We start from the raw sequence: 20,197 nt of genomic DNA, 5'->3' as shown, positions 1-20,197 counted from the left end.
CAGAACGGAACGAGCTATCCGCTCGTGCGCATCACCAACGGAAAGACCGGCCACGTCTTCTACGCGCGGACGCACGACGAGAGCAACTCGGGGATCGCGCCCGGTCAGCAGGTGACCGTGAAATTCGACACGCCGAAAAAGATCGACAGCGGCGCGAGCACCATCGTCGTCGTCGCCAACGGCATCCCGTCGACCTCCGTCAACGTAAGCGTTAAGTAAACGACGTCAAGCAAAACTGCCGGCCCGGCCCGCAAACGGTTTAGCAAAAACCGCGCGCGGCCGGGCCGATCTCTTTAGCCCTTAACGCAGGCCGCCCACGTCAGCTCATTTTGCGCGTTGCTGAACGTCCACCATCCGGTGTAGCCGTGACGTCCCGGACTGGCCGGGATGCCGGGATGCTGTTGAATCGGCGGTCCGGGCCACGCGTTGTCTCCCATCGCGCCGGCGATGACCGTATAACCGTCGCCGCAGCCGGCAAAGACATTTTTGGGTTTCTGGCTCTTGTTCCACGCGTGTTTGATGACGATGCCCGAGCCCAGCCGCGCGCACGACGCAAACGCGGTGCCGCCTCCGCCCACCCAATAGGTGTTGGTGGCGGGATTAAACCATGACGTCGTAACCGTGCCGGTTCCGTAGCCGGTAACCAACATGTAGTTCGGGCGGCACTGTGCCGCCGCGAGCCCCGAGGACGCTGCGGCCGAGAGCCAACGAAACGTCTTTCGGGCAAGCGACGTCCGCAGACACGATGCGAAGGCTTCGGCCGAAACGCTCGACTGCGGTTTGACGACCCACGCGGTGTGGGTCGAGTCCGGGACGCCGGTCCCAACGGAACTGCCGTCGCTGCTGCTGGAGCCGCCGGCGACGACGCGGTAGCCCTGCGGACATTGTGCCACCGCTTTCTGCCCGTTGGAGCCCCAAGCGGCGACCCGCTTGAAATCGGCGGAGGAAATGCTCTGCGGCACGAGGGCGTTCGACTCCGTCGGAATCGCCGGATTCTTCGAACCGGAGCAGGCGGCAAGAGAAACGAGCGCAACGGCCATAATACGCGCATGCGTGCTCACGTTTTGTGACCTTTCGTAGTAGTAAGTTGTCCCGCCGGTTTGTCGGAATCTAACCTACCATGGCGGCGTTTGAAGGTCAAATCTTTCGGCTATCATAGGCCCAATGAAGCCGCGCCTGCATCTCCGGTGACTTTCCAGCCGGGCACGACCGTCGCCGTTACGGGAGCCTCGGGCTTCGTCGGCCGCGAAATCATCGCCGCACTGCGTGCGCGCGGCGCACGTCCGATCGCACTTAGCCGCAGCGCGAAGCACCCTTCCGAGGACGACCTCGAGACACGGTTTTTCGATCCGAACGGCACGCCGAATCCGCAGGCCTTCGCGGGCGCCGACGCGGTGATTCACTTGGCGGGAGAATCGGTCTCCGGCCGCTGGACACCGGAGAAAAAGCGGCGCATCGCCGATTCGCGGATCGCCGGAACGCAGACGCTCGCGACGAGCTTACGCGAACTGCAGCGGCGGCCCACGGTGCTCGTCTGTGCTTCGGCGGTCGGCTACTACGGCGACCGGGGCGACGAACTACTGACCGAGAGCGCCGCGCCGGGGAACGATTTTCTCGCGGGCGTCTGCGTCGCGTGGGAGGCGGCGGCCTCGCAGTGCGAAACGCTCGGCATCCGCACCGTACGAATGCGCACCGGCCTTGCGCTCGGGCGCACCGGCGGCGCGCTCGCGCAGTTGAAGCGGCCGTTTGAGCTCTTTGCCGGCGGTCAGCTCGGCACGGGACGCCAGTTCGTGCCGTGGATCGACGTGCGCGACCTCGCCTCGCTCTATTGTTTTGCGCTCGAACGCGCGACGCTGCGCGGCGCGGTCAACGCCGTTTCGCCGGAGAGCGCGACCAACGCGCGGTTCGCGCGCGCCCTGGGGGCGGCGCTTCACCGTCCCGCGTTTTTGCCGGCGCCGGCGATCGCGCTGCGGCTTGCGCTCGGCGAATTCGCGCAGACGGTCTTGGGCGGCCAGCGCGCCGTGCCGCAAGCGGCGCTCGACGCCGGATTCGTCTGGGCGCATCCGCAGTTGGAGGCCGACCTCTGCGAGCTGCTCGGATAGCGGCCTCGAACTAACTATTTGCCGGCCCACGAAAGCGAGGTATCCCGGTGGAAAATTGCACCTTCGCGCTGACGATGCTGGGTTCGAGCGACCTCGAGCGATCGGTTCGCTTTTATACCGAGGTACTCGGCTTGCGCGAATCCGGCCGCTTCGGCGGCTTCGTCTTCTTCGATACGGGCGCGACGACGCTCGCGGTGACGCAGGAGTTCACCGCCCCCGCTCCCGGCGATCACTCCCACGAGTGCGTATTTGGGGTGCCCAGTGTCGGTAAAGCGTACGACGCGCTGCGCGAACGCATTGCCTTTGTGAACGAACCGCGGCCGGTCAACGCGCAGGCCTGGGCAGTCAACTTCCGAGATCCCGACGGTCATCACTTGTCGTTCTACGGCCCGGAGTAACCGGCAGCTCCGAGGCCGGCCTGGCCCGGCTTGGATACGCCATCGAGGCACTGCTCGCGTAAGCTCGAAAGCCTGGGATCCATGAGCGCACGCACGACGCCGCTTGCCGCCGGGTTGTTGATGGCGCCCTACGCCGGCGAGCTGCCGCCCCTCGAACCCGGAGCAGAGGCCGCCGTGCGCGAGCGCATGCGCTCGATTCCCATTTTCAACAATCTCGGCTTCTCCGACGTCCGGCTCGGAGTCGGCTGCGTCGACTGCACGGTTGCGCGAGCGCGCGAATTCGACGGAATCTTCGACTCCTTTCATGGCGGACTGCTGATGACCGCCGCAGACTCCGCCGCCGCGATCACCGCGCTCACGATTTGGGGCGCCGAGGCGCGCGTGACGACGACGGACATGAGCATCCGCTTTCTCGCGCCCGCGCGCAGCGACGTCAGGCTCTTCGCACAGGCGATCAAACGGGGCCGAACCCTCGTGCCGGTCGCCGCAAATCTCTGGCGCGACGACGGCACGCTCGTCGCCGTCGCACAGGTCACGTATATGAGGCTGCTTTGATATGTGTTTCTTTCAATCACCATTTCACACGATGACCCGCGCCGATGCGCTCCGCGGCCTTGCGGCCTTGAGCGCGCTTCCGGTCATGCCGACGGTCGCGGGTGCTCCAAACGTGCAGAATCTCAACACGGGGCGCGAACTGACCGCGCTGATCGGCGCGACGGCGTTGGTGGGCAGCGATTTGACGCCGCTGCCGGACTCGGTCATCCTGCTGCGCGGGCAGAGCATCGAAGCCGTCGGGCGGCGAGGCAGTGTCGCGATCCCCGAATCGGCCTTTCGCGTCGACCTTGCCGGCCGCTACGTGATCCCCGGATTGATCGATAGCCACGTCCACTTCTTTCAGTCGGGGGGCCTCTACACTCGTCCCGATGCGATCGATCTGCGCTCCGTGCGACCCTACACCGATGAGATCGAGTGGGTGCACGCGAACCTTTCGGACACGTTTGCGCGCTATCTGCGGGCCGGCATTACGTCGGTCGTCGACGTCGGCGGGCCGTTCTGGAACTACGACGTCCGCGCGCAAGCCGGCCAAACGAACGCCGGCCCGCGCGTGATGGTCGCGGGGCCGCTGCTCTCCAGCGTCGAGCGGAGCATCCTCGATCCCAACAACGATCCGCCGATCGTCAAGATCGACTCGGTCGACGATGCAAAGAAGCTGATCGACCGCCAGCTCGCGGCGCACACCGACTTCGTGAAGTTCTGGTGGATCGTCGGCCCGGAGCACCCGGCGGCCGCGTTCCAGCCGATCGCCGCGCCGGCGATCGAGTACGCGCACGCGCACGGCGCGCGCGTTGTGATCCACGCGACTGAGTTGGAGACCGCACGCCTCGCCGTCGAATCCGGGACCGATGTGCTCGCCCACAGCGTCTTCGATACCGACGTCGACGACGCGTTCTTAGATCTCGTACGATCGCGCAAGGTCATCTACGTTCCGACGCTGATCGTCGTCGGCAACTACGGCTATACCTTTGCGGGCCGGCCGAACCTCACCGCCAACGACTTGCGCGTCGCTAACCCCGATATCGTAGGAACGCTCTTCAACATGACCGACGTCGAGGCGGCGCTGCCGGCGGAGACGCTCGAGCGAATACGGCAGCGGCGGGCGCCCGCGCCGCCTTACGCCGCGATGCGCAATCTCCGCCGCGTGCACGACGCCGGGATTCGCATCGCCGCCGGTACCGACGCGGGGAATATCGGCACGCAGCACGCATCGTCGTTCTACGACGAGGCGCTCGCGATGGTCGCCTCGGGGCTCACGCCGAAGCAGGTTCTACTGACCGCGACCGGCGGCGGGGCGGCGATGATGGGCCGCACCGATTTGGGCCGCATCGAGCGCGGTGCGCTCGCCGACCTCGTCGTTCTCGACGCTAATCCGCTCGCCGACATCGCGGCATTGGGCTCGGTGCGCTTCGTTGTCAAGGACGGGCGCCTCTTCGATGCCGGCGCAATCTTGAACGAAAGCCCCGAGCAGATCGTCCAGCGCCAGGTCAACGCGTACAACCATCACGACGCGCAGGTCTTCGCGGAAGCCTATGCCCAGGACGGCGTCGTCGTTCGCCCGAGCGCCTTTGTACGAACGCGACCGGCGATTGCCGCTGCGTACGCGCAGCTCTTCGCGGCCAATCCGCACCTGCACGTCGAGATCGTCGACCGCAGCGTCAACGGCGTGACCGTAACCGATAAAGAGTCGCTCACCGGCTTTGCCGACGGCAGCACGCGCACGGCGACGGTCACGTATACCGTCAGCAGCGGCGCGATCGCCCGAGCGGAGGCGCAAGCGTGAACTGGCTGCTTTCCCTCCTGCTGCTCACGGTCGCGGTACCGGTGACGACGACGCCGCAGCCCGACAATGCCGGAAGACTCGCGAACCGCCAGTTCCTGGTGGTGACGCCCGCGGGAAGCGGCTACGCCCGGTATTTCGGAACCTCGTCGCTCGACGGCGATCCGAACGTTACGCGCGCGCTGATCGTCGTCCACGGCGTGCTGCGCGACGCCGACTACTACTTCGATACCGGCGTCATCGCCGCGAACGCGGCGAAGTCACTGGACCGGACGATCGTCATCGCGCCGCAGTTCGTCGAGCACAGCGAACTCGCGGGGCAGAACGTCTCGCCCAAGACGCTCTACTGGAGGGGAAAGTGGCCCGGGGGTTCGAATGCCGTCGCGCCGGCGCCGATCAGCAGCTACAGCGTGTTCGATGCGATGATCGCTCGCCTCTCCGACCGCACTCGCTTTCCAAAGATGCGCGAAATCGTGATCGCCGGGCATTCGGCCGGCGGACAGATCGTGCAGCGCTATGCCGTCGTCGGAAAGGCGCCGCAGCTCGATCGAGCCGGGCGAGTGCGCGTGTCGCTCGTCGTCTCGAACCCTTCGTCATACTTCTACTTTACCGACTGGCGGCCGTTCCCGCCGAAGGACTGCCCCGACTTCGATCAGTGGCGCTACGGATTGAGCGGCGCGCCTCCGTACGTCGCCGGCAGCGTGGCAGAACTGGAGTCTCGTTACGTCAGGCGCGACGTTACGTACTTGATGGGCACGGCCGACACCAATCCGAAGGAGGACGATCTCGATAAGAGCTGCGGCGGCGAAGCTCAAGGGCCGTATCGATTCGCCCGCGCGAAGTACTTTATCGCCTATGTTACGCAGCGCCATCCCGCCGGAACGAATCAAACCTACGCGTTCGTCCGCGGCGTTCCGCACGACAACCGCCGGATGTTCGACTCGACCTGCGGTTTGGCGGTACTCTTCGGCGGCAGCCGGGCGAGCTGCGCCGCCGCCGGACGCGTCTAGCGGCCGGCTTTTAAAGCGATCGGAGCGTAAGCGTCGCGGGATCGAGCTCGTAATTTCCGGCGCCGACGAGCCCGTTTGGATACGCGCAGATCACGCTGTTATCCGGTCCCCAAATCACGACGAGATTCGCCGGGCCGCACTGCGTCTGCATGAGGCTGTAATCGGAGAGCAGCTGCGCTCCCGGGCTCTGCGGCGCGACATCGTACGACGCAAAGAGCTGCCGATCGTCGTAGTCGGCGACCGCCCCATAGAGTGCCGGCGGGTTGAGCATCGACCATCGGCCCCAAAATCCGCCGCCCCAATATGAGGCGACCGGATACCATATCGCGTAACGATTCCAGGCCCACCAGCGCCAACGGCGCGGGTTGCCGACGACGGGCCCACGCCAGAGGCGGTACGGTCCGCTCGCGTACGAAGCATTGGGCGCGTAGAAGTGAGTTGCTGCCGGCTTCGAGTGCGCCGGTGCCGGGCGCACGATCTGCGGTGCCGGGTGCGTGACCGGCGCCGTTGCGGAATGATAGACCGGCGAAGCGTGATAGACGGGCGCGCGTACCGGATGGTAGACAGGTGCGGGTGCCGGATGGTAGACGGGTGCGGGGTGCATGGCGGGAGCGGGCGCTGCATGCATTGCGGGCGGGGGCGCTGCGTGAACGGCCGGCGCAGACGCGTGGTACACCGGCGCGGGAGCCGCTTGTGCGAGCGTGACCGCAAGCACGATGCCGAAGAGCACGCCGTTCATCGCGACAGCTGCAGCGTCGCCCTCGCGACGGGAGCGACGTGGCCGCCGACCTCGATTCCACGTTCGCCGCCCTCGCCGTCGATGAAAACGTGCAGCAGGCTGCGCCGTCCCATCTTCGTTCCCTGTTCGCTCACGAAGCGCGTGCCGGCGGCTCGCGGCACGAGCGAATAGTCCATCATCAGAGAGGCGAGCGGCCCTGTTGCTCCGCCCGTCGCCGGGTCCTCTGCAATTCCGAGATTGTTGCCGAACATCCGCGAATATGCTCCCGCGGGCGACGGCGCGAAAACGAAGACGCCCGTCGGCTCGCTCTCGTTAGCCAGCAGACGCCGCAACGCAGCGGAGTCGACCTCGGCCCGATCGACCGCCGCCGCGTCGCGAAGCGGAATGAAGATCAGGGGACTGCCCGCGCTGCGGTTTTGTACGGGTACGCCCTCGAGCAGATCGGATCGCTGCAAGCCGATGGCCGCCGCGCTCACTTCCGCGTCGTACTCGCGCAACGTGCGAATCGGCGGCGTTCGCAGCCAGACCAAGCCTTCGTCGTCGACGCGTATGTCGATGGGACCGATGGTTTCGTCGAGCACGAAACGGGTCTGCTCGCGGGGAACTCGCCCGATCTCCCGCAACACCCAGGCCGTCCCAACCGTCGGGTGACCGGCGAAGACCATCTCCTTGGAAGGAGTAAAGATGCGAACGCGTGCCGCCGATGCCGGGCGTTCCGGCGGAAAAATGAAGGTTGTCTCGGAGAGGTTCGTCTCCCGAGCGATCTTTTGCATCGTCGGCGCATCGAGCCCGGCGGCATCGTGGAAAACCGCGAGCGCGTTCCCTTCCAGAGGCGTCTGCGTGAAGACATCGACGATCGAGTAATCCCAATCCATGAGCGCTACTTCGTTAGATCGTCGCGGTGCGCTTTTCGTTGCGCTCGCGCGAGGGCGGCAGCGTCGTATTCGGAGCGCCGGCCGGTGACAATCACTTTGCGGAGAATATTCTCCGGATGAATCATCTGCTCAGACTTAGCTTGCTCGCGGCGGCGATCGCTTCGGTCACGGCCTGCGGGCATAGCAGCCAGACGGTCGCAGTATCGGCTGTGAGTGCCGATCCGGCGAGTTACGACCAACAGGACATTACGGTCTCGGGAACCGCGAAGAACGCGGTAACCCGGCAGACGGCTCGCGGCAGCGCGACCCGGTACGAGCTGTGCGATACTGCGTGCATCAACGTGATCGCCTTCGGCGCAAGCGGCGTGGCCGACGGCAGCAAACAGACCGTGACCGGCCGCTTTCACACGAGCTTCGGCCGACGCCGAATGCTCTCCAACGTACTGGTCGTCGGCGGCCGGCCGCAGCCGAAGGAGTCGGGCCCCTAGCGCTCGACCAGCTTGAGCATGTCGGGAGCGTAGCGATCGCCGGCGGTGCGCGCGGCTAGCCCCTCGAGCCGCTCCAGCTGCTCGGCGTTCAGGTGCAGATCGAGCGCCGCAACGTTCTCTTCGAGATAGCGCACGTGCTTGGTCCCAGGAATCGGAACGACGTCGTCGCCGCGCGAGAGCACCCACGCGAGCGCGACCTGAGCCGGCGCCGCACCGCACTCTCCGGCGACTTCGCGCACGACCGCGACGAGCGATTCGTTGGCTTGCGCGTTGCGGCCCGAGAAACGCGGGTGATTCCTGCGGAAGTCGTTCTGAGCGAGGTTGTTGACGTCGAGCGTACCGGTGAGGAAACCGCGCCCGAGCGGGCTGTACGGCACAAATCCAATGCCCAACTCGCGCGCCGCGGGAAGAATCTCCTCCTCGACGCCGCGTTCCCAGAGCGAGTACTCGCTTTGCAGCGCGCTAATCGGATAAACGGCATTGGCTCGCCGCAGAGTCTCGGCAGAGACTTCCGAGAGGCCGAGGTAGCGTATCTTTCCGGCTTCTACCAGCTCTTTCATCGCGCCGATCGTCTCCTCGATCGGCACGGCCGGATCGCGGCGGTGCTGATAATAGAGATCGATCACGTCGATACCGAGGCGCTTCAGGGACTCGTCGGCGACCCGCTTTGCATTCGCCGGCGATCCGTCGACGCCGCGCGTACCGTCGGCGACCGTGAATCCGAACTTCGTGGCGACGACGACCCCCGCGCGCCGATCCCCGATCGCCTTACCGACGAGCTCCTCATTGCGGTAGGGACCGTACACCTCCGCGGTGTCGAGGAAGTTGATGCCGAGATCGAGCGCCCGGTGGATCGTCGCGATCCCTTCGCGTTCGTCGGGGGTGCCGTACGCGCCGCTCATCCCCATGCATCCCAAACCCAGAGCCGATACGGTCAGCCCTTGTGTTCCAAGCCTGCGCTGTTCCATCGCTTCTTCTTACCGCGTTTACGGCCTCGCTAACTGCCCGGCGGATCTCTTTTAGAGGTGCAATACCCGTTGCGCGTTGCGGTAGCAGATCTTCTCGCGCTGGTCCGTGCCAATCGGCGCTCGGTCGATCCAATCAGCCGCCTCTTTTGTTTCTTCGTACGGATAGTCGACCGAGAAGACCACACGATCGTCGCCGAGCTCCGCCAGCGCGCACAGCAGCGCGGAGTCTTGGCAGACGCCCGTCGTCGTTACGATGAGGTTCGAGCGGAAGTACTCCGATGGCTTTTTGGCGAGCTTGTGCCCTTGGCCTTGCTCCGTGAGCGCGTACCGGCCGTCGATGCGCCACGCAAAATAGGGCAGCGTCTCGCCCATGTGGCCCAGGACGATCGTAAGCTGCGGATAGCGATCGAAGACTCCGCCGAACAGGAGGCGTAGAAAATGCGAAGAGTTGTCGGTCGACCATCCCCACACCGCGCCCTGCATCTCGGGGTAGCCGTCGAGCACGTGCGGCTGGACGAACGGGTCGGCCGGATGGATGTAGATTGGCACGCCAAGGTCGAGCGCGCGCTCCCAGAACGGGAAGTAACGCTCGTCGTCGAGGTAGACACCGTTTGTGTTGCCGTTGATCAGCGCGCCGAGGAATCCCAGATCGCGGACGCATCGCTCGAGCTCGTCGGCGGCGGCGGAGACGTCCTGCATCGCCAGGTGTGCGAAACCGCGGTAGCGCGTGGGGTGCAGCTCGATCTGCGAGTGGAGGAAATCGTTCGCGCTGCGCGCGAGTCTGACCGCGGTAGCCGCGTCGCTCTCGACTTGCACGCCCGGGCTCGTCTGCGAGAGAACGAACAGATCGATACCCGCTTCATCCATGGCGGCGATGCGGCGGTCGGAGAGGTCCTCCAGCAGTCCCTGCAGTGCGGCTCGGGGCTTGCGGTCGGTAACGAGCTCGAACGTCCGCTCCAAATATTTCTCGAGCCCCGGCGCGGTGAAGGCTTCTTCGAGCGCGATCTTTTTCAACGTCTTCAAACCCTTCCATATGAGTAAGTGATTGCGGCGCCCGGTTTAGAATATTGGGCTGCGGAAACCTCCCTTGTAAAAAGGTGGGAGCGCGACGTTTTCGTCGCGCTCCGAGGGACGTGGACGATTACGTGAAGTCTACCAGCCGCTGCCGCTTCCACCGCCGCTGCCGCTGCCGCCGCCGCCGCCGCTAGGCGTCGGGGTGGCCTGCGGACCGGGCGCGGCGTGAAGCGCGACGTAGACTACGTCGTGCATTCCGATCGAATAGTGGAAGGCACAGCCGATCAGGTAGAATCCGGGCTTGCCGAGCGTCATCGTAACGGACCTGCCGGGGCGGATCGGCCCGCTCGCGTAACCAAGGCCGAATTTGCCGCCGCCCCTTGCTGCCTGTGAGAGTTTAATGCCTTTGGGGAAGACGGCGGGCGGCCCATGGATCTCTTTGATCATGTTGAGCGTATGTGTGTCTCTCTTAGAAAGGTTCACGATCATGAGCTTGGTGTTGGGCGGAAAACCGAGCGACTGCGAGCGCGCTTGCTGAGTGTAGCTGCTTAGCATCGCTTTCCATTTAATGGATCTGATAGCTCCCAACCCTTCCTTGTAGTACTCTTCGCCGATGGTGTCTTTACCCATCGTCGCGTAGACGACGACGTCTCCACCCATCGCAGGCAGCGCGTAAGCCGGCGCGCCTGGTGAGGCGCCGGCCATCCCACTGCGTCCGCCGCAACCCGCTACGGCAAGACCGAGCAGTGCTGCGGCCGATGCGATATGTTTAATATTCATGAAAGCCTCCGATGAGCAAATCAAACTGACGCTGATTGTAGGAAGGCGGGATTAGGAAACTGTGAATTGCTCAGGCCTTTCGCTACGCGATACTTGACAGGCCGATAGCTCGGGCGTCACGCAGTTGGCCGCACCGTTTGCGATGAGCCAACCCGCCATCTCCAAACACCTCAAGGTGCTGGAGCGCGCGGGCCTCATTTCCCGCGGCCGCGATGCCCAGCGGCGGCCGTGCCGCCTCGAGGCGAAGGCACTCGGCGACGCGACCAAGTGGCTCGAGCCCTATCGGGCGCTGTGGGAGGGGAACTTTCGCCGCCTCGACGCGCTGCTCGAGGAGATCCGTAACGAGCCTATCAAACCGAAACGCCGCAAGACGAGGAGAAAGACGAGATGACGCCCGCGCGCTCCACACACGAGCTTCACGTTACGACCAACGATTGCGAAATCGTTATGACGCGCGCCTTCGATGCACCGCGCGCCGCCGTTTTCGACGCCTTCACGAAACCGGAGCTGATCCGGCGCTGGCTGCTCGGCCCCGAAGGCTCGTCGATGCCGGTCTGCGAGGTAGACCTGCGCGTCGATGGGGGGGTTCACTATGTCTGGCGCGACGACGCCGACGGCCGCGAGTTCGGTCTGCATGGCACCTATCTGGCGATCTCGCCGAGCGAACGAATCGAGCACGTGGGAAACTTCGATCAGTCGTGGTATCCGGACGACTCCACCGTCACGACGACCTTCGACGAGCGCAACGGCGCGACAACGGTGACGATGACGCAGCGCTTCGTCTCGCGCGAAGCCCGCGACGTCGCGCTCGAGTCCGGGATGACGACCGGCGTTGCGGCAAGCTTCGACCGCCTCGAGAGCATTCTGGCGACCTAGGAAACTTCTGGCGAGGCTCGCCTAAACGACTGCGTCGGTGAGATGCTCGAGCGCCGCGTCCATCGCGTCGATCCGCTCCTCCATTGCAACTACTCCGTAGCGCGCGGCGATCTCCGACATCGGAACGTACGCAATCTTCACGCCGTCGCCGTCTTCCCAAACCAGCAGCTTGAGCGGCAGATCCAACGCCAGGAGCGGAAAGGCATTCATCAAGGGCGTGCCGCCCTTGGGATTACCGAACACGACAAGCGTCGTCGGGCGCAGTTCCAAGCCGGCCGCCTGCGCCGCGGCGGCCTGATCGATCGTAGCGAAGATCGTGTTGCCGCCGCCCGCAATTGCTTCTTTGAGCAGCGAAAGCGTCGTTGGGTATGAGTGCCGGCTGCGTTTGGTCATCACCGCAGCTTAGCTCGGGGGATGCGCGCCGCCTCCGACCGTTAAATAGGTTACGATGTCCCACGCGTTTCGTATGCCGATGAAGATCAGCAGCAAGGCTCCGGAAGCGACCGCGAAGAGGGCGTCGACGGGAGCGATCTCCAGGCCGATCGCCCCGCCGAACACCGTCGCATAGGCAGCCAGCGGAAGTATCCAGTACCACGTCCAGTCGTCGAGATCCGGAGTGTACCCCGACAGTCGTCGCGTCCGCAGCGCCCCTCGGCCGAGGTACGCGAGTTCGTAGAGGCCGAGAATCCCGATGAGAACCCCCGGGAAGATCAACCGGTGCCACGGCGCGATGAGGACCGCCGAAACGAACAGCACCGCGCAAAAATGCATGACGATGGGGGTGCTGAAGGTTGAGATTCCGTCTTGGCTTTGGGTCACGCGCTCGGTTCCGGCAACGATCGTGATCACGACGAACATCAGACCGGTCAGTGCCGCGGCCGACGAACCGATGACGACGTAGAAGCTCGACCACGGCGTGAGACACGCCGCGGCGGAGTCAGCCATTGAGTACGTGCGCCGCCTCGCCTGCGGCGCGCTCACCGCTCTCCAGCGCTCCGTTGACCGTGCCGCCCTGATCGTCCATCGAGGTTGCTTCTCCGGCGAAGAAGAGGGTCCCATCGATCGGCGCCCCCAGCACCGCGCGCGCGCCGCCGCCGCCGACCCTGACGTAACTGTACGCGCCGCGCGAGAACGGGTCGGCGCTCCAATCGTGCGTGAGCGCCGATTCGAACTCGCCGCGCACTTCTGCGTTGCCTAAGAAGTCGCCCAGTTCTCCTAGCGCGCGCTCCACGCGTTCGCTCGGTGAGAGGCCGTCCAGCGCCATCGCTTTCGGTCCGCCTATCCAGGTGACGAGCAGCTCGCTGCGGACCGGCACCTGGGTCCACACGGCGGTCACCGGTGCCGCGCCGATGCGGAAAAACGCGGCGTTCCGATACCGGCCGCGGTCGACTCGCTCCCAGAACGGACTGCGAAACCACAGCGCAATCTTCACGACGTGGCCCATCTCGATCTGCGCGAGCGCGGCGCGTTTGCTCTGCGGCAGCTCGGGATCGAAGACGAACTCGGCGTCGTCGCCGCGGTGTTTGAGGACTCCCGCCGGAACCGTTACCAGCACGACCCTGGCGCGGATCGTCTGCACGTCGCCGCCGGGTCCGAGGACGTCGACCGCCGCTTCGCCGCGGCGCCACGAGATGCGCTGCACGACGCTCGAAAGCCGGATATCCACGCCGCCCGCGAGACAGGCTCGCTGCAGCACGCCGAAGATCGGCGCGTATCCTCCGAGCGGACGCGTACTGTGCGAATCGACCCCGGAGCGCAGCTCGTCGGCGATGGAGTGCACGCTGGCAATCGCCGGATCGGCCGCCTCGAAACCTTCGACGAAGAGCCGCGCATCGGCGACTCGCTTCGCGAGCGCGCGGTCCCCGTCGAAACGGCGCAAGTACGCGTCGACGCTCTCGTCGGTTTCCAGCGAACGCGATCGTTCGAGGATGCGTGCGGCTTCGACGAATTCGAGACTGTCCCGCACGAGCGCGCCGCCCGGCCCGCGAGACCACGATTCGCCGCCGAGGTCGACGGCGGCCGCACCCGCTTCCCGCAGCAGGGCCATCGTTCGCGGCGCGGCACCGTGAATAAACTCGGCGCCGAGCTCCGCAGCAACGCCGCCCCGCGGAGCGGAACGCGACCAGACGCGACCACCGGCGCGATCGCGCGCTTCGAGCAACACGACGCGCGCCGAGCCGCCCGCCAAACTCCGGGCCGCCGCCAGCCCGGCCGCTCCGGCGCCGATAACGATCGCATCGGCTTCCACGCGTTACCGGGTCAGCGCGACCGCTGCGGTCACCGCTTGCTTCATCGCCGTATCTTTGGCGTTACCCTCGACCGCTCTTCCCGGCGGCCGCGATTCGAGCGCTCCAGATCGAGCAGCGCTCGCTTGCGCTCGAATCCCCAGCGATAGCCGCCGAGCGCACCGGACTCGCGTATCACGCGATGGCATGGAATCACCAGGGCAACGCAATTGCGCGCGATCGCGCCGCCGACGGCCCGCGCCGCCGATGGATAGCCGATCCCCGCCGCCACTTCGCCGTACGATGCGACGTCGCCGTAGGGAATCGACTGCAGGTACTTCCAGACGCGCATTTGGAATGCACTCGCGCGGATGTCGAGCGGCAGGTCAAGGTGCGGCTGCGCGCCGGCAAGGTAGCGCGAGATCGCGTCGACCCACTTGGGGAAGTCCGAGTGGTACGGTTCTTTCGCCGGCGCGATCGTCGCGTTCGCGTACTCGGCGCGCAGCCGGCTCAAGAGCGCTTCGCTCAAGTCGCCGAACTGCGCGTAGCAGATGCCCCGATCCGTTGCGCCGATCATCATCAAACCGACCGGCGTCTCCAGCGTCGCATAAGAGATTGAAATACCTTTGCCGGCGGAACGATACTGCGCGGGAGTCATGCCGAGATTGCGAACCGCTTTCTCGTAGACTCGGCTGGGGGAGCCGTATCCTGCGTCGTACAGCGCTTCGTCGACGGAGCGTTCTTCTTTCAGCGCTCCCTTGAGCCGGCGCAGCCGCATCTCGGCCGGTCACGCCGACGACCTCTTTGAAGCGGCGAGCAAAGTGGTATTTGCTCATCTTTGCTCGCTTCGCCAGCGCATCGAGGCTCAGCGTCTCGTCGCTGTGCGCCTCGGCGTAGCGGCAGATCTCATGAATTCGTTCGACTTCGTTCATACAAAGACCATATCGCAGCGTGGCCTCGCGAGCCATCCGGAACTTGCTCGATCGCGCTGGGCGCAGCCTGCGGCCTTGCGGGCGCCGGCCTTCCGGCGTGTAGTATGATCTCTGAGATGAGCAAGGGAGCGCAGTGGGCCGCCTGGAGCGTGGCGGCAGTCGTCGCGGTCGTTCATCTGGCCGTCGCCGGACAGTACGACATCTTTCGCAACGAACTCTATTTCATCGTGTGCGGGCGGCATCCGGCCTTCGGCTACGTCGATCAGCCGCCGCTCGTGCCGCTGCTCGCGGCGGCGACCCAGTTCGCGGGCGTTCACCCGTGGATTCTGCGCCTTCCGGCGGTGCTCGCCGCGGTGCTGCTCGTCCCGCTGACGGTCGCGTTCGCGCAGCTGCTCGGCGCGAGCACGCGCGGCGCGTGGCTCGCTGCCGTCGCGGCCGCGGCGGCGACGCTCGTGACCGCGATGAGCGCGACGCTCTCAACCTCAACGTTCGAGCCGGTCGACTTCACCGTCGTCGCCTATCTCGTTACGTTCGCCGTCGTGCGCGACCGGCCGCGAGCCTTTTGGTGGGCAGGCGCCTTCGCGGGCTTCGCCTTCGAAACGAAGTACGGCATCCTCTTTTGGGCGTGCGGACTTGCGCTCGGGATCGTGCTCGCCGGTCCGCGCAGCATTTTGCGCTCGCGCGATCTTTGGATCGGCGTTGCAATCGCCGCGCTCATCGCCCTGCCGAACGTCGTGTGGCAGGCCGTTAACGGCTTTCCATTCCTCGAACTGGTTCGCAACGACAACGCCGGCAACTTTACCGGAACGCCGCTTCACTTCACCGTCGACCAAATACTGTCGGTGAACGTCGTCCTCGCGCCGCTCTGGATCACCGGGATTCTGGCACCGTTTTTCTCGGCGCGTTTGGCGCGTTTCCGCTACCTCTCGATCGCCTTCGTCGTGACGGCGCTGCTTATTTTTCTTTCGCATGGAAAGAGCTATTACATGGCCGGCGCGTATCCGACGATGTTCGCCGCCGGAGCGGCGGCCGCGACGCGGCTGCCGCGCCTCTTCGTCGGTCTGTGGGCGCTGCTCGCGGCCGCCAACGGGGCGCTTTCGCTGCCGCTCGTGCTGCCGGTGCTCGCGCCGGCGCAACTGGCGCACATGCTCGACAACATGTCGTATCGCCCGCGCCCGGTCGAAGCCGCGGGGATCGGCGCACCGCTGATGCAGATGCTTTCGGATGAGTTCGGGTGGCGCGATCTCGCCCGCACGGTCGAAGGACTCTACGCCGCATTGCCGCCCTCCGATCGCGCGAAAGCCGCGATCTTTGCTTCGAACTACGGCGAAGCAGCGGCGGTCGACGTTTACGGAAAGAACCTTCCGCCGGCGCTGAGCGGCAACAACAACTACTACCTCTGGGGGCCGCGCGGCTACGATGGCTCGCTGGTCATCGCGATCGGCGAGGATCCCGGCGACTGGTCCTCGGTCTGCGGCTCGGTGCGCGTCATCGCTCGCTTTGGCACCTCTCCGTACGCGATGCCGTACGAGCGCGACCGTCCGATTCTGCTGTGCCGCGGCATGCATCCGCCGCTGCCGGAGCTGTGGCCGCGCCTCAAACACTACGGCATCGAGAATCTCGGATCGAGTTCAGCCGCTCGCTTGCCGTAGCCGGCGGCCGGCGGCCCATTTTGCGGCCCTCGACGAGCGCTTGCTGCGCGTAGCAACGCTCAAGCTGGGAATCAAGGGACATGAAAGCATTATCTGTACTTCTCACGACTCTGGCGGCGGTCGGAATAAGCGCCGCCGCGGCAAGCGCCCAGGGAGCGCCGCCTCCCCCGGCCGGTGCGCCGCCGTACGTCGACACGGCGTGCGGCGCATGGAGCGGCGACACGTGGGTTCCCAACGGCGACTGTCCGACGACAACCTACAAGCACGAAGTCGTTGCCGGAACGATCACGATCGTCAAAGGCCACTTGGTGACGCTGCAGCAAACCAACGGCACGGTCGTCGTCGACGATACTGCGGCTCTGAGCAACGAAACGTCCGGACGAGTTGCCGTCGGCCGTCAGATCGTCGCACACGGCTACTGGCGCGGAAATAACTTCTACGCAACGGCGATCACCAGCGGCCAGCCTCCGCCGCCGTAGCAACGCAGCTAGCGGCGCGGAGCGTACTTGAGCGAGCCGGCCGTATTGAAAAGCACGATCGGAAGAGGGAGCGCCACGCCGCGAGCGCGCAGCCGGCGCAATGCTGCAAGCGTCGCTCCGCCCTCTTCCGTCGCGTCGACGCCTTCATAGCGATGGATGTCGCGCATCGCATCGGCGGACTCTTCGTCGGAAACCGCGACGGCGTGCCCCGCCGAGGCACGCACGGCGCTCAGCGTCAGCCGGTCGCCGATCCCCGACGGAACCCGCAGGCCCCACATCTTCGTCGACGCCGCCTCGACGCGTTGCGCGCAGGATTCACCGCGCAAGAACGCGCGCACGATCGGAGCGCAGCCTTCGGCCTGGACGCAGACCATCACGGGCCGCGCCGGGCCGATCCATTCGAGCCGCTCGAGTTCGTCGAACGCTTTCCACATGCCGACCAGGCCGGTTCCGCCGCCGGTGGGATAGACGATCGTTCCGGGGAGCCGATCGAGCTGCTCGACCAGCTCGTAGCCCATCGTCTTCTTCCCTTCGACACGATACGGCTCGCGGAAGGTCGCGACGTTGAACGCGCCGCTTTCGCGCGCGAAATCCGCCGCGAGTCGCCCGGCTTCGTCGATCAGGCCGTCGACGAGCACGACGCCGGCGGCATAACTTCGCATCTCTTCGATCAAGATTTCGGGAGTGTCGGCCGGCACGTAAACGCGTACCGGCAGGCCGGCGCGCGCACCGTAGGCGGCCAGCGCACCGCCGGCGTTTCCCGCGCTCGGGGCAACCAAAGCGCGCGCCCCGAGGCGCTTCGCCGCGGTCACCGCGGCCGACATCCCACGCGCCTTAAACGATCCGGTCGGGTTCTGCGCTTCATCCTTTATGTAGAGCGAGGCGCAGCCGAGAAGGCTCCCGAGCGCGGCGGCCGCGATCAGCGGCGTTGCACCCTCACCGAGCGAGACCGGCTCCTCGTCCGCCGCGACCGGAAGCATCTCGCGATAGCGCCACATCGTCCAAGCCCGCTCTCGCACCCTCTCGCGCGCAAGCCGCTCGATTTCATAACGAACGAGCAGCGGAGCGCCGTCCTGCGGGCACGTACTGGCCAACGCTCGCGCGCCGTAACGGTGCCCTGGATCGCGCGAGCATTCGAGGTATGCCGGCAGCATCAGGCCTTCCCGCGGCGTCGTGCCCAGAGCGCGTAGGCGGGTATCGCGGTTGCGAGGATGGCGAGCCCCGCCAAGCCGTCGCGCGGAGAGCTAATGCAAGCTGCGATCGAAACGCCCCAAGAAGCGATCATGAAGACGATCGTCGAGAGCGGATGCCAGGGCGCGCGAAAACCGGCAGCTTCGGGCGTTCCCGATCTGCGGTCGCGCGCGCGCAGCGTAAAGAGCGCAAGCGCGAGCAAACCGCTAAAAGCGTACGAGGTCGCTACGACATAGTTAAGTATGTGCTCGTAGCTGCCGGAGATCGCGATCGCAACCGCGACGATTCCCTGCAGCACGATCGCGACGACCGGTACGCGTGTCCGCGGGTCGATTTTCCCAACGGCAGCAAAGAAGAGACCGTCGTGCGCCATCGCGTGGTAGAGCCGCGGCACCGTGAGCATCCGATTGCTCATGAAACCCAACGTCGTTACGGCAACCGCGAGCGAGGCGAGGCGCGCGCCGATCGCGCCGACGGTCGTTTGCAAGACCGCGGAGACGGGGACGACGCTGCGCGCGAGCGCGTCGACGCCCAGCGCGCGAAGGCAGCCGGCGTTGACCAAAACGTAGAGCACGGCGACCGCGGCGATCCCCACCCACAAGCCTCGCGGAAGAGCGCGCCCGGCATTCTTGGACTCCGGCGCCATGAAGTTTGCGACGATCGCTCCGTTATACGTGAAGAGGACGGGAATCATCGCCAGGCTCAGCGCAGCCGCGCTTTGGAGCGTCGACGTGGCGCTCTTTGCGGCGCCGGCGGGCACGGCAGGATGCGCGAAGGCCGCGATCACGAGCGCCGCCAGCGCGGCGAGCTTCAGCAACGACAGCCCGTTCTGTACGTAACTTCCCGTTCGAACGCCCAGCACGTTGACGAATGCGAGCGCCGCGAGCGCCGCCACCGCGACCCCCGCCGGCGCGAGCGCGAGACCCGTCAGCGAGAGAAAGTACCCGGCGAAGAGCACGGCGGCGGCCGCAAGGCCGCCGGTGAGCGATGCGAGCAAGGCCGTCCAACCATACGCAAAGGCGACCGCGGGACCGAACGCATCGCGCAGATACGCGTACGCACCGCACCCGTCCGGGCGTCGCGCACCGAGTTCGCCGAGCACGAACGCGCCGCATAGCGCGACGACACCGCCGAGCACCCAGAGGGCGAGAATTGGTGCGGGCGCTCCGATGCTCTTCGCGACGACCGCCGGCGTACGAAAGATGCCCGAACCGATGACGCTGCCGACGACGAGCAGCGCCAGGTCGGCCATCCCGAGCCGTTGCGCGAACGCCGGCGCCCGCAGCGTCAAACCGGACGTTCGCCGAGAATCGTCGTGCGCCGCATGCGGCGGCGTGCGGGGAAATAGTCGGCCAGCGCGCAGTGTTGCGTCCAGCGATTATCCCACATCGCGACCGTGTTCGCTTGCCACCGCCAGCGAACTTGGAACTCCGGCTTGCCCATATGTTCGAAGAGCAGCTGCAGCAGCATCTCGCTCTCGCGGGGCGACAAGCCTTCGATGCGTTCGGTAAAATCCGCATTGACGTACAGCGCCTTGCGCCCGGTCTGCGGATTCGTCCGCGCGACGGGATGCGAGACCGGCGGGTGCGCGGCGTACATCTCGTCGCGGCGTCCCTCCATCCCAAGCGCGGCAAAACGCTCGGGGGTAAAGTTCTTGGCGAACGAATGTACGGCGCGTAGCTCCGAGACGAAATGCTGCAAGGGATCGGAGAGCGTTTCGTAGGCGAGATACATATTGGCCCAGAGCGTGTCGCCGCCCAACGCGGGAATCTCCTGTGCGTAGAGCACGGCGGCCATCGGAGGCCGCTCGAGATAGGTAACGTCGTTGTGCCAGCGATCGCTGTTCGCGCGGTGCGTCGCATCGTGCGCCAGCACCATCACTTCGGGGACGCCGTCGTCTCCGGGGTAGAACGGATGCGTGTAGAGCGGTCCGAAACGCGCCGCGAAGTCCCGCTGCTGCGCGGCCGACAGCTCCTGGTTCTCGAAAAAGAGCACGAGGCGTTGCTCGAGCGCCGCGCGGATCTGCGCGATGCGCTCGTCGCTGGACGGTGCGGCGAGATCGACGCCTTCGACGACCGCGCCGATCGCAGGCGTCAGCGGCCGGAGATGCAGCGGCGCTTGAGTCACGCTTTT

General features: G+C 65.8%; 24 protein-coding genes. 11 read left to right on the top strand and 13 right to left on the bottom strand.

Features of this window, described 5'->3' with window-relative positions; translation table 11 throughout:
• A partial coding sequence (locus VGG51_09895; protein ID HEY1883335.1) for a hypothetical protein occupies nt 1-219 on the top strand: 219 nt, incomplete at its 5' end.
• A gap of 74 nt (nt 220-293) precedes the next feature.
• Here the strand turns inward: VGG51_09895 and VGG51_09890 are convergent.
• Nucleotides 294-1,061 carry a hypothetical protein gene (locus VGG51_09890; protein HEY1883334.1) on the bottom strand — a complete coding sequence of 256 codons (768 nt, stop codon included), beginning with the start codon at nt 1,059-1,061 and terminating at the stop codon, nt 294-296.
• 126 nt (nt 1,062-1,187) lie between these two features.
• On the opposite strand from VGG51_09890, the gene VGG51_09885 reads away from it, so the two are divergent.
• The 5 genes from VGG51_09885 to VGG51_09865 all read left to right on the top strand — a co-directional run bounded on the left by VGG51_09885 (nt 1,188) and on the right by VGG51_09865 (nt 5,845).
• Complete coding sequence (locus tag VGG51_09885; protein HEY1883333.1) at nt 1,188-2,102, top strand: TIGR01777 family oxidoreductase; 915 nt, start codon at nt 1,188-1,190, stop codon at nt 2,100-2,102.
• Between the two features lie 47 nt (nt 2,103-2,149).
• The gene (locus tag VGG51_09880) at nt 2,150-2,500 is read left to right on the top strand and encodes a VOC family protein (GenBank protein HEY1883332.1); all 351 of its coding nucleotides are present in this window, start codon (nt 2,150-2,152) and stop codon (nt 2,498-2,500) included.
• Nucleotides 2,501-2,581: 81 nt separating this feature from the next.
• Nucleotides 2,582-3,055 carry a PaaI family thioesterase gene (locus tag VGG51_09875; protein ID HEY1883331.1) on the top strand — a complete coding sequence of 158 codons (474 nt, stop codon included), beginning with the start codon at nt 2,582-2,584 and terminating at the stop codon, nt 3,053-3,055.
• 1 nt (nt 3,056) lies between these two features.
• Complete coding sequence (locus VGG51_09870; GenBank protein HEY1883330.1) at nt 3,057-4,838, top strand: amidohydrolase family protein; 1,782 nt, start codon at nt 3,057-3,059, stop codon at nt 4,836-4,838.
• Nucleotides 4,835-5,845, top strand: a complete 1,011-nt coding sequence (locus tag VGG51_09865) for a hypothetical protein (protein HEY1883329.1) — start codon at nt 4,835-4,837, stop codon at nt 5,843-5,845. The genes VGG51_09870 and VGG51_09865 overlap by 4 nt, the downstream gene beginning before the upstream one ends.
• Nucleotides 5,846-5,855: 10 nt before the next feature.
• Here the strand turns inward: VGG51_09865 and VGG51_09860 are convergent, their stop codons facing one another.
• Both VGG51_09860 and VGG51_09855 read right to left on the bottom strand, forming a co-directional pair.
• Nucleotides 5,856-6,584 carry a hypothetical protein gene (locus VGG51_09860; GenBank protein ID HEY1883328.1) on the bottom strand — a complete coding sequence of 243 codons (729 nt, stop codon included), beginning with the start codon at nt 6,582-6,584 and terminating at the stop codon, nt 5,856-5,858.
• Complete coding sequence (locus VGG51_09855) at nt 6,581-7,459, bottom strand: PhzF family phenazine biosynthesis protein (GenBank protein HEY1883327.1); 879 nt, start codon at nt 7,457-7,459, stop codon at nt 6,581-6,583. The genes VGG51_09860 and VGG51_09855 overlap by 4 nt, the downstream gene beginning before the upstream one ends.
• 26 nt (nt 7,460-7,485) lie before the next feature.
• On the opposite strand from VGG51_09855, the gene VGG51_09850 reads away from it, so the two are divergent.
• A complete protein-coding gene (locus VGG51_09850; GenBank protein ID HEY1883326.1) occupies nt 7,486-7,947 on the top strand; it encodes a hypothetical protein in 462 nt (153 codons plus the stop codon).
• Here the strand turns inward: VGG51_09850 and VGG51_09845 are convergent.
• The 3 genes from VGG51_09845 to VGG51_09835 all read right to left on the bottom strand — a co-directional run bounded on the left by VGG51_09845 (nt 7,944) and on the right by VGG51_09835 (nt 10,709).
• Nucleotides 7,944-8,915 (bottom strand): aldo/keto reductase, encoded by a 972-nt coding sequence (locus tag VGG51_09845; protein HEY1883325.1) that lies wholly within the window; start codon nt 8,913-8,915, stop codon nt 7,944-7,946. The genes VGG51_09850 and VGG51_09845 overlap by 4 nt on opposite strands.
• A 51-nt stretch (nt 8,916-8,966) precedes the next feature.
• Nucleotides 8,967-9,938, bottom strand: a complete 972-nt coding sequence (locus tag VGG51_09840) for an amidohydrolase family protein (protein HEY1883324.1) — start codon at nt 9,936-9,938, stop codon at nt 8,967-8,969.
• Nucleotides 9,939-10,067: 129 nt separating this feature from the next.
• Complete coding sequence (locus VGG51_09835; protein HEY1883323.1) at nt 10,068-10,709, bottom strand: hypothetical protein; 642 nt, start codon at nt 10,707-10,709, stop codon at nt 10,068-10,070.
• Between the two features lie 124 nt (nt 10,710-10,833).
• On the opposite strand from VGG51_09835, the gene VGG51_09830 reads away from it, so the two are divergent.
• The gene (locus VGG51_09830) at nt 10,834-11,100 is read left to right on the top strand and encodes an ArsR family transcriptional regulator (GenBank protein ID HEY1883322.1); all 267 of its coding nucleotides are present in this window, start codon (nt 10,834-10,836) and stop codon (nt 11,098-11,100) included.
• Nucleotides 11,097-11,585: an SRPBCC family protein gene (locus VGG51_09825; GenBank protein ID HEY1883321.1), complete on the top strand. Its 489-nt coding sequence runs from the start codon at nt 11,097-11,099 to the stop codon at nt 11,583-11,585. Before VGG51_09830 ends, VGG51_09825 begins: the two co-directional genes overlap by 4 nt.
• Nucleotides 11,586-11,606: 21 nt before the next feature.
• On the opposite strand, the gene VGG51_09820 is transcribed toward VGG51_09825, so the two are convergent.
• Genes VGG51_09820 through VGG51_09805 form a run of 4 tightly spaced genes read right to left on the bottom strand, consistent with a single transcriptional unit; the run spans nt 11,607 to nt 14,588 of the window.
• Nucleotides 11,607-11,978 carry a DUF302 domain-containing protein gene (locus tag VGG51_09820; GenBank protein ID HEY1883320.1) on the bottom strand — a complete coding sequence of 124 codons (372 nt, stop codon included), beginning with the start codon at nt 11,976-11,978 and terminating at the stop codon, nt 11,607-11,609.
• A gap of 9 nt (nt 11,979-11,987) precedes the next feature.
• A complete protein-coding gene (locus VGG51_09815; GenBank protein ID HEY1883319.1) occupies nt 11,988-12,530 on the bottom strand; it encodes a hypothetical protein in 543 nt (180 codons plus the stop codon).
• A complete protein-coding gene (locus VGG51_09810) occupies nt 12,523-13,833 on the bottom strand; it encodes an NAD(P)/FAD-dependent oxidoreductase (protein HEY1883318.1) in 1,311 nt (436 codons plus the stop codon). Before VGG51_09810 ends, VGG51_09815 begins: the two co-directional genes overlap by 8 nt.
• A 41-nt stretch (nt 13,834-13,874) precedes the next feature.
• Nucleotides 13,875-14,588, bottom strand: coding sequence for a methylated-DNA--[protein]-cysteine S-methyltransferase (locus VGG51_09805; protein ID HEY1883317.1), 714 nt, complete (start codon nt 14,586-14,588; stop codon nt 13,875-13,877).
• A gap of 270 nt (nt 14,589-14,858) precedes the next feature.
• Between VGG51_09805 and VGG51_09800 the strand changes: the two genes are divergently transcribed.
• Both VGG51_09800 and VGG51_09795 read left to right on the top strand, forming a co-directional pair.
• Nucleotides 14,859-16,394: a glycosyltransferase family 39 protein gene (locus VGG51_09800; protein ID HEY1883316.1), complete on the top strand. Its 1,536-nt coding sequence runs from the start codon at nt 14,859-14,861 to the stop codon at nt 16,392-16,394.
• A gap of 80 nt (nt 16,395-16,474) precedes the next feature.
• On the top strand, nt 16,475-16,873 hold the full coding sequence (locus VGG51_09795) for a hypothetical protein (protein HEY1883315.1): 399 nt from the start codon (nt 16,475-16,477) through the stop codon (nt 16,871-16,873).
• Nucleotides 16,874-16,881: 8 nt separating this feature from the next.
• On the opposite strand, the gene VGG51_09790 is transcribed toward VGG51_09795, so the two are convergent.
• The 3 genes from VGG51_09790 to tauD are packed head-to-tail and all read right to left on the bottom strand — an operon-like array spanning nt 16,882 to nt 20,191.
• Nucleotides 16,882-18,027, bottom strand: coding sequence for a threonine synthase (locus tag VGG51_09790; GenBank protein HEY1883314.1), 1,146 nt, complete (start codon nt 18,025-18,027; stop codon nt 16,882-16,884).
• The gene (locus VGG51_09785; protein HEY1883313.1) at nt 18,027-19,355 is read right to left on the bottom strand and encodes an amino acid permease; all 1,329 of its coding nucleotides are present in this window, start codon (nt 19,353-19,355) and stop codon (nt 18,027-18,029) included. The genes VGG51_09790 and VGG51_09785 overlap by 1 nt, the downstream gene beginning before the upstream one ends.
• Complete coding sequence (gene tauD, locus VGG51_09780; protein ID HEY1883312.1) at nt 19,352-20,191, bottom strand: taurine dioxygenase; 840 nt, start codon at nt 20,189-20,191, stop codon at nt 19,352-19,354. The genes VGG51_09785 and tauD overlap by 4 nt, the downstream gene beginning before the upstream one ends.
• Nucleotides 20,192-20,197: the final 6 nt, after the last annotated feature.

Origin of the sequence: Candidatus Cybelea sp., from assembly GCA_036489315.1 — a bacterium.
In the GTDB taxonomy this organism is placed as follows: domain Bacteria; phylum Vulcanimicrobiota; class Vulcanimicrobiia; order Vulcanimicrobiales; family Vulcanimicrobiaceae; genus Cybelea.
The sequence above is the reverse complement of the archived record's forward strand: the minus strand, read 5'-3'. Positions and strand labels throughout refer to the sequence as shown.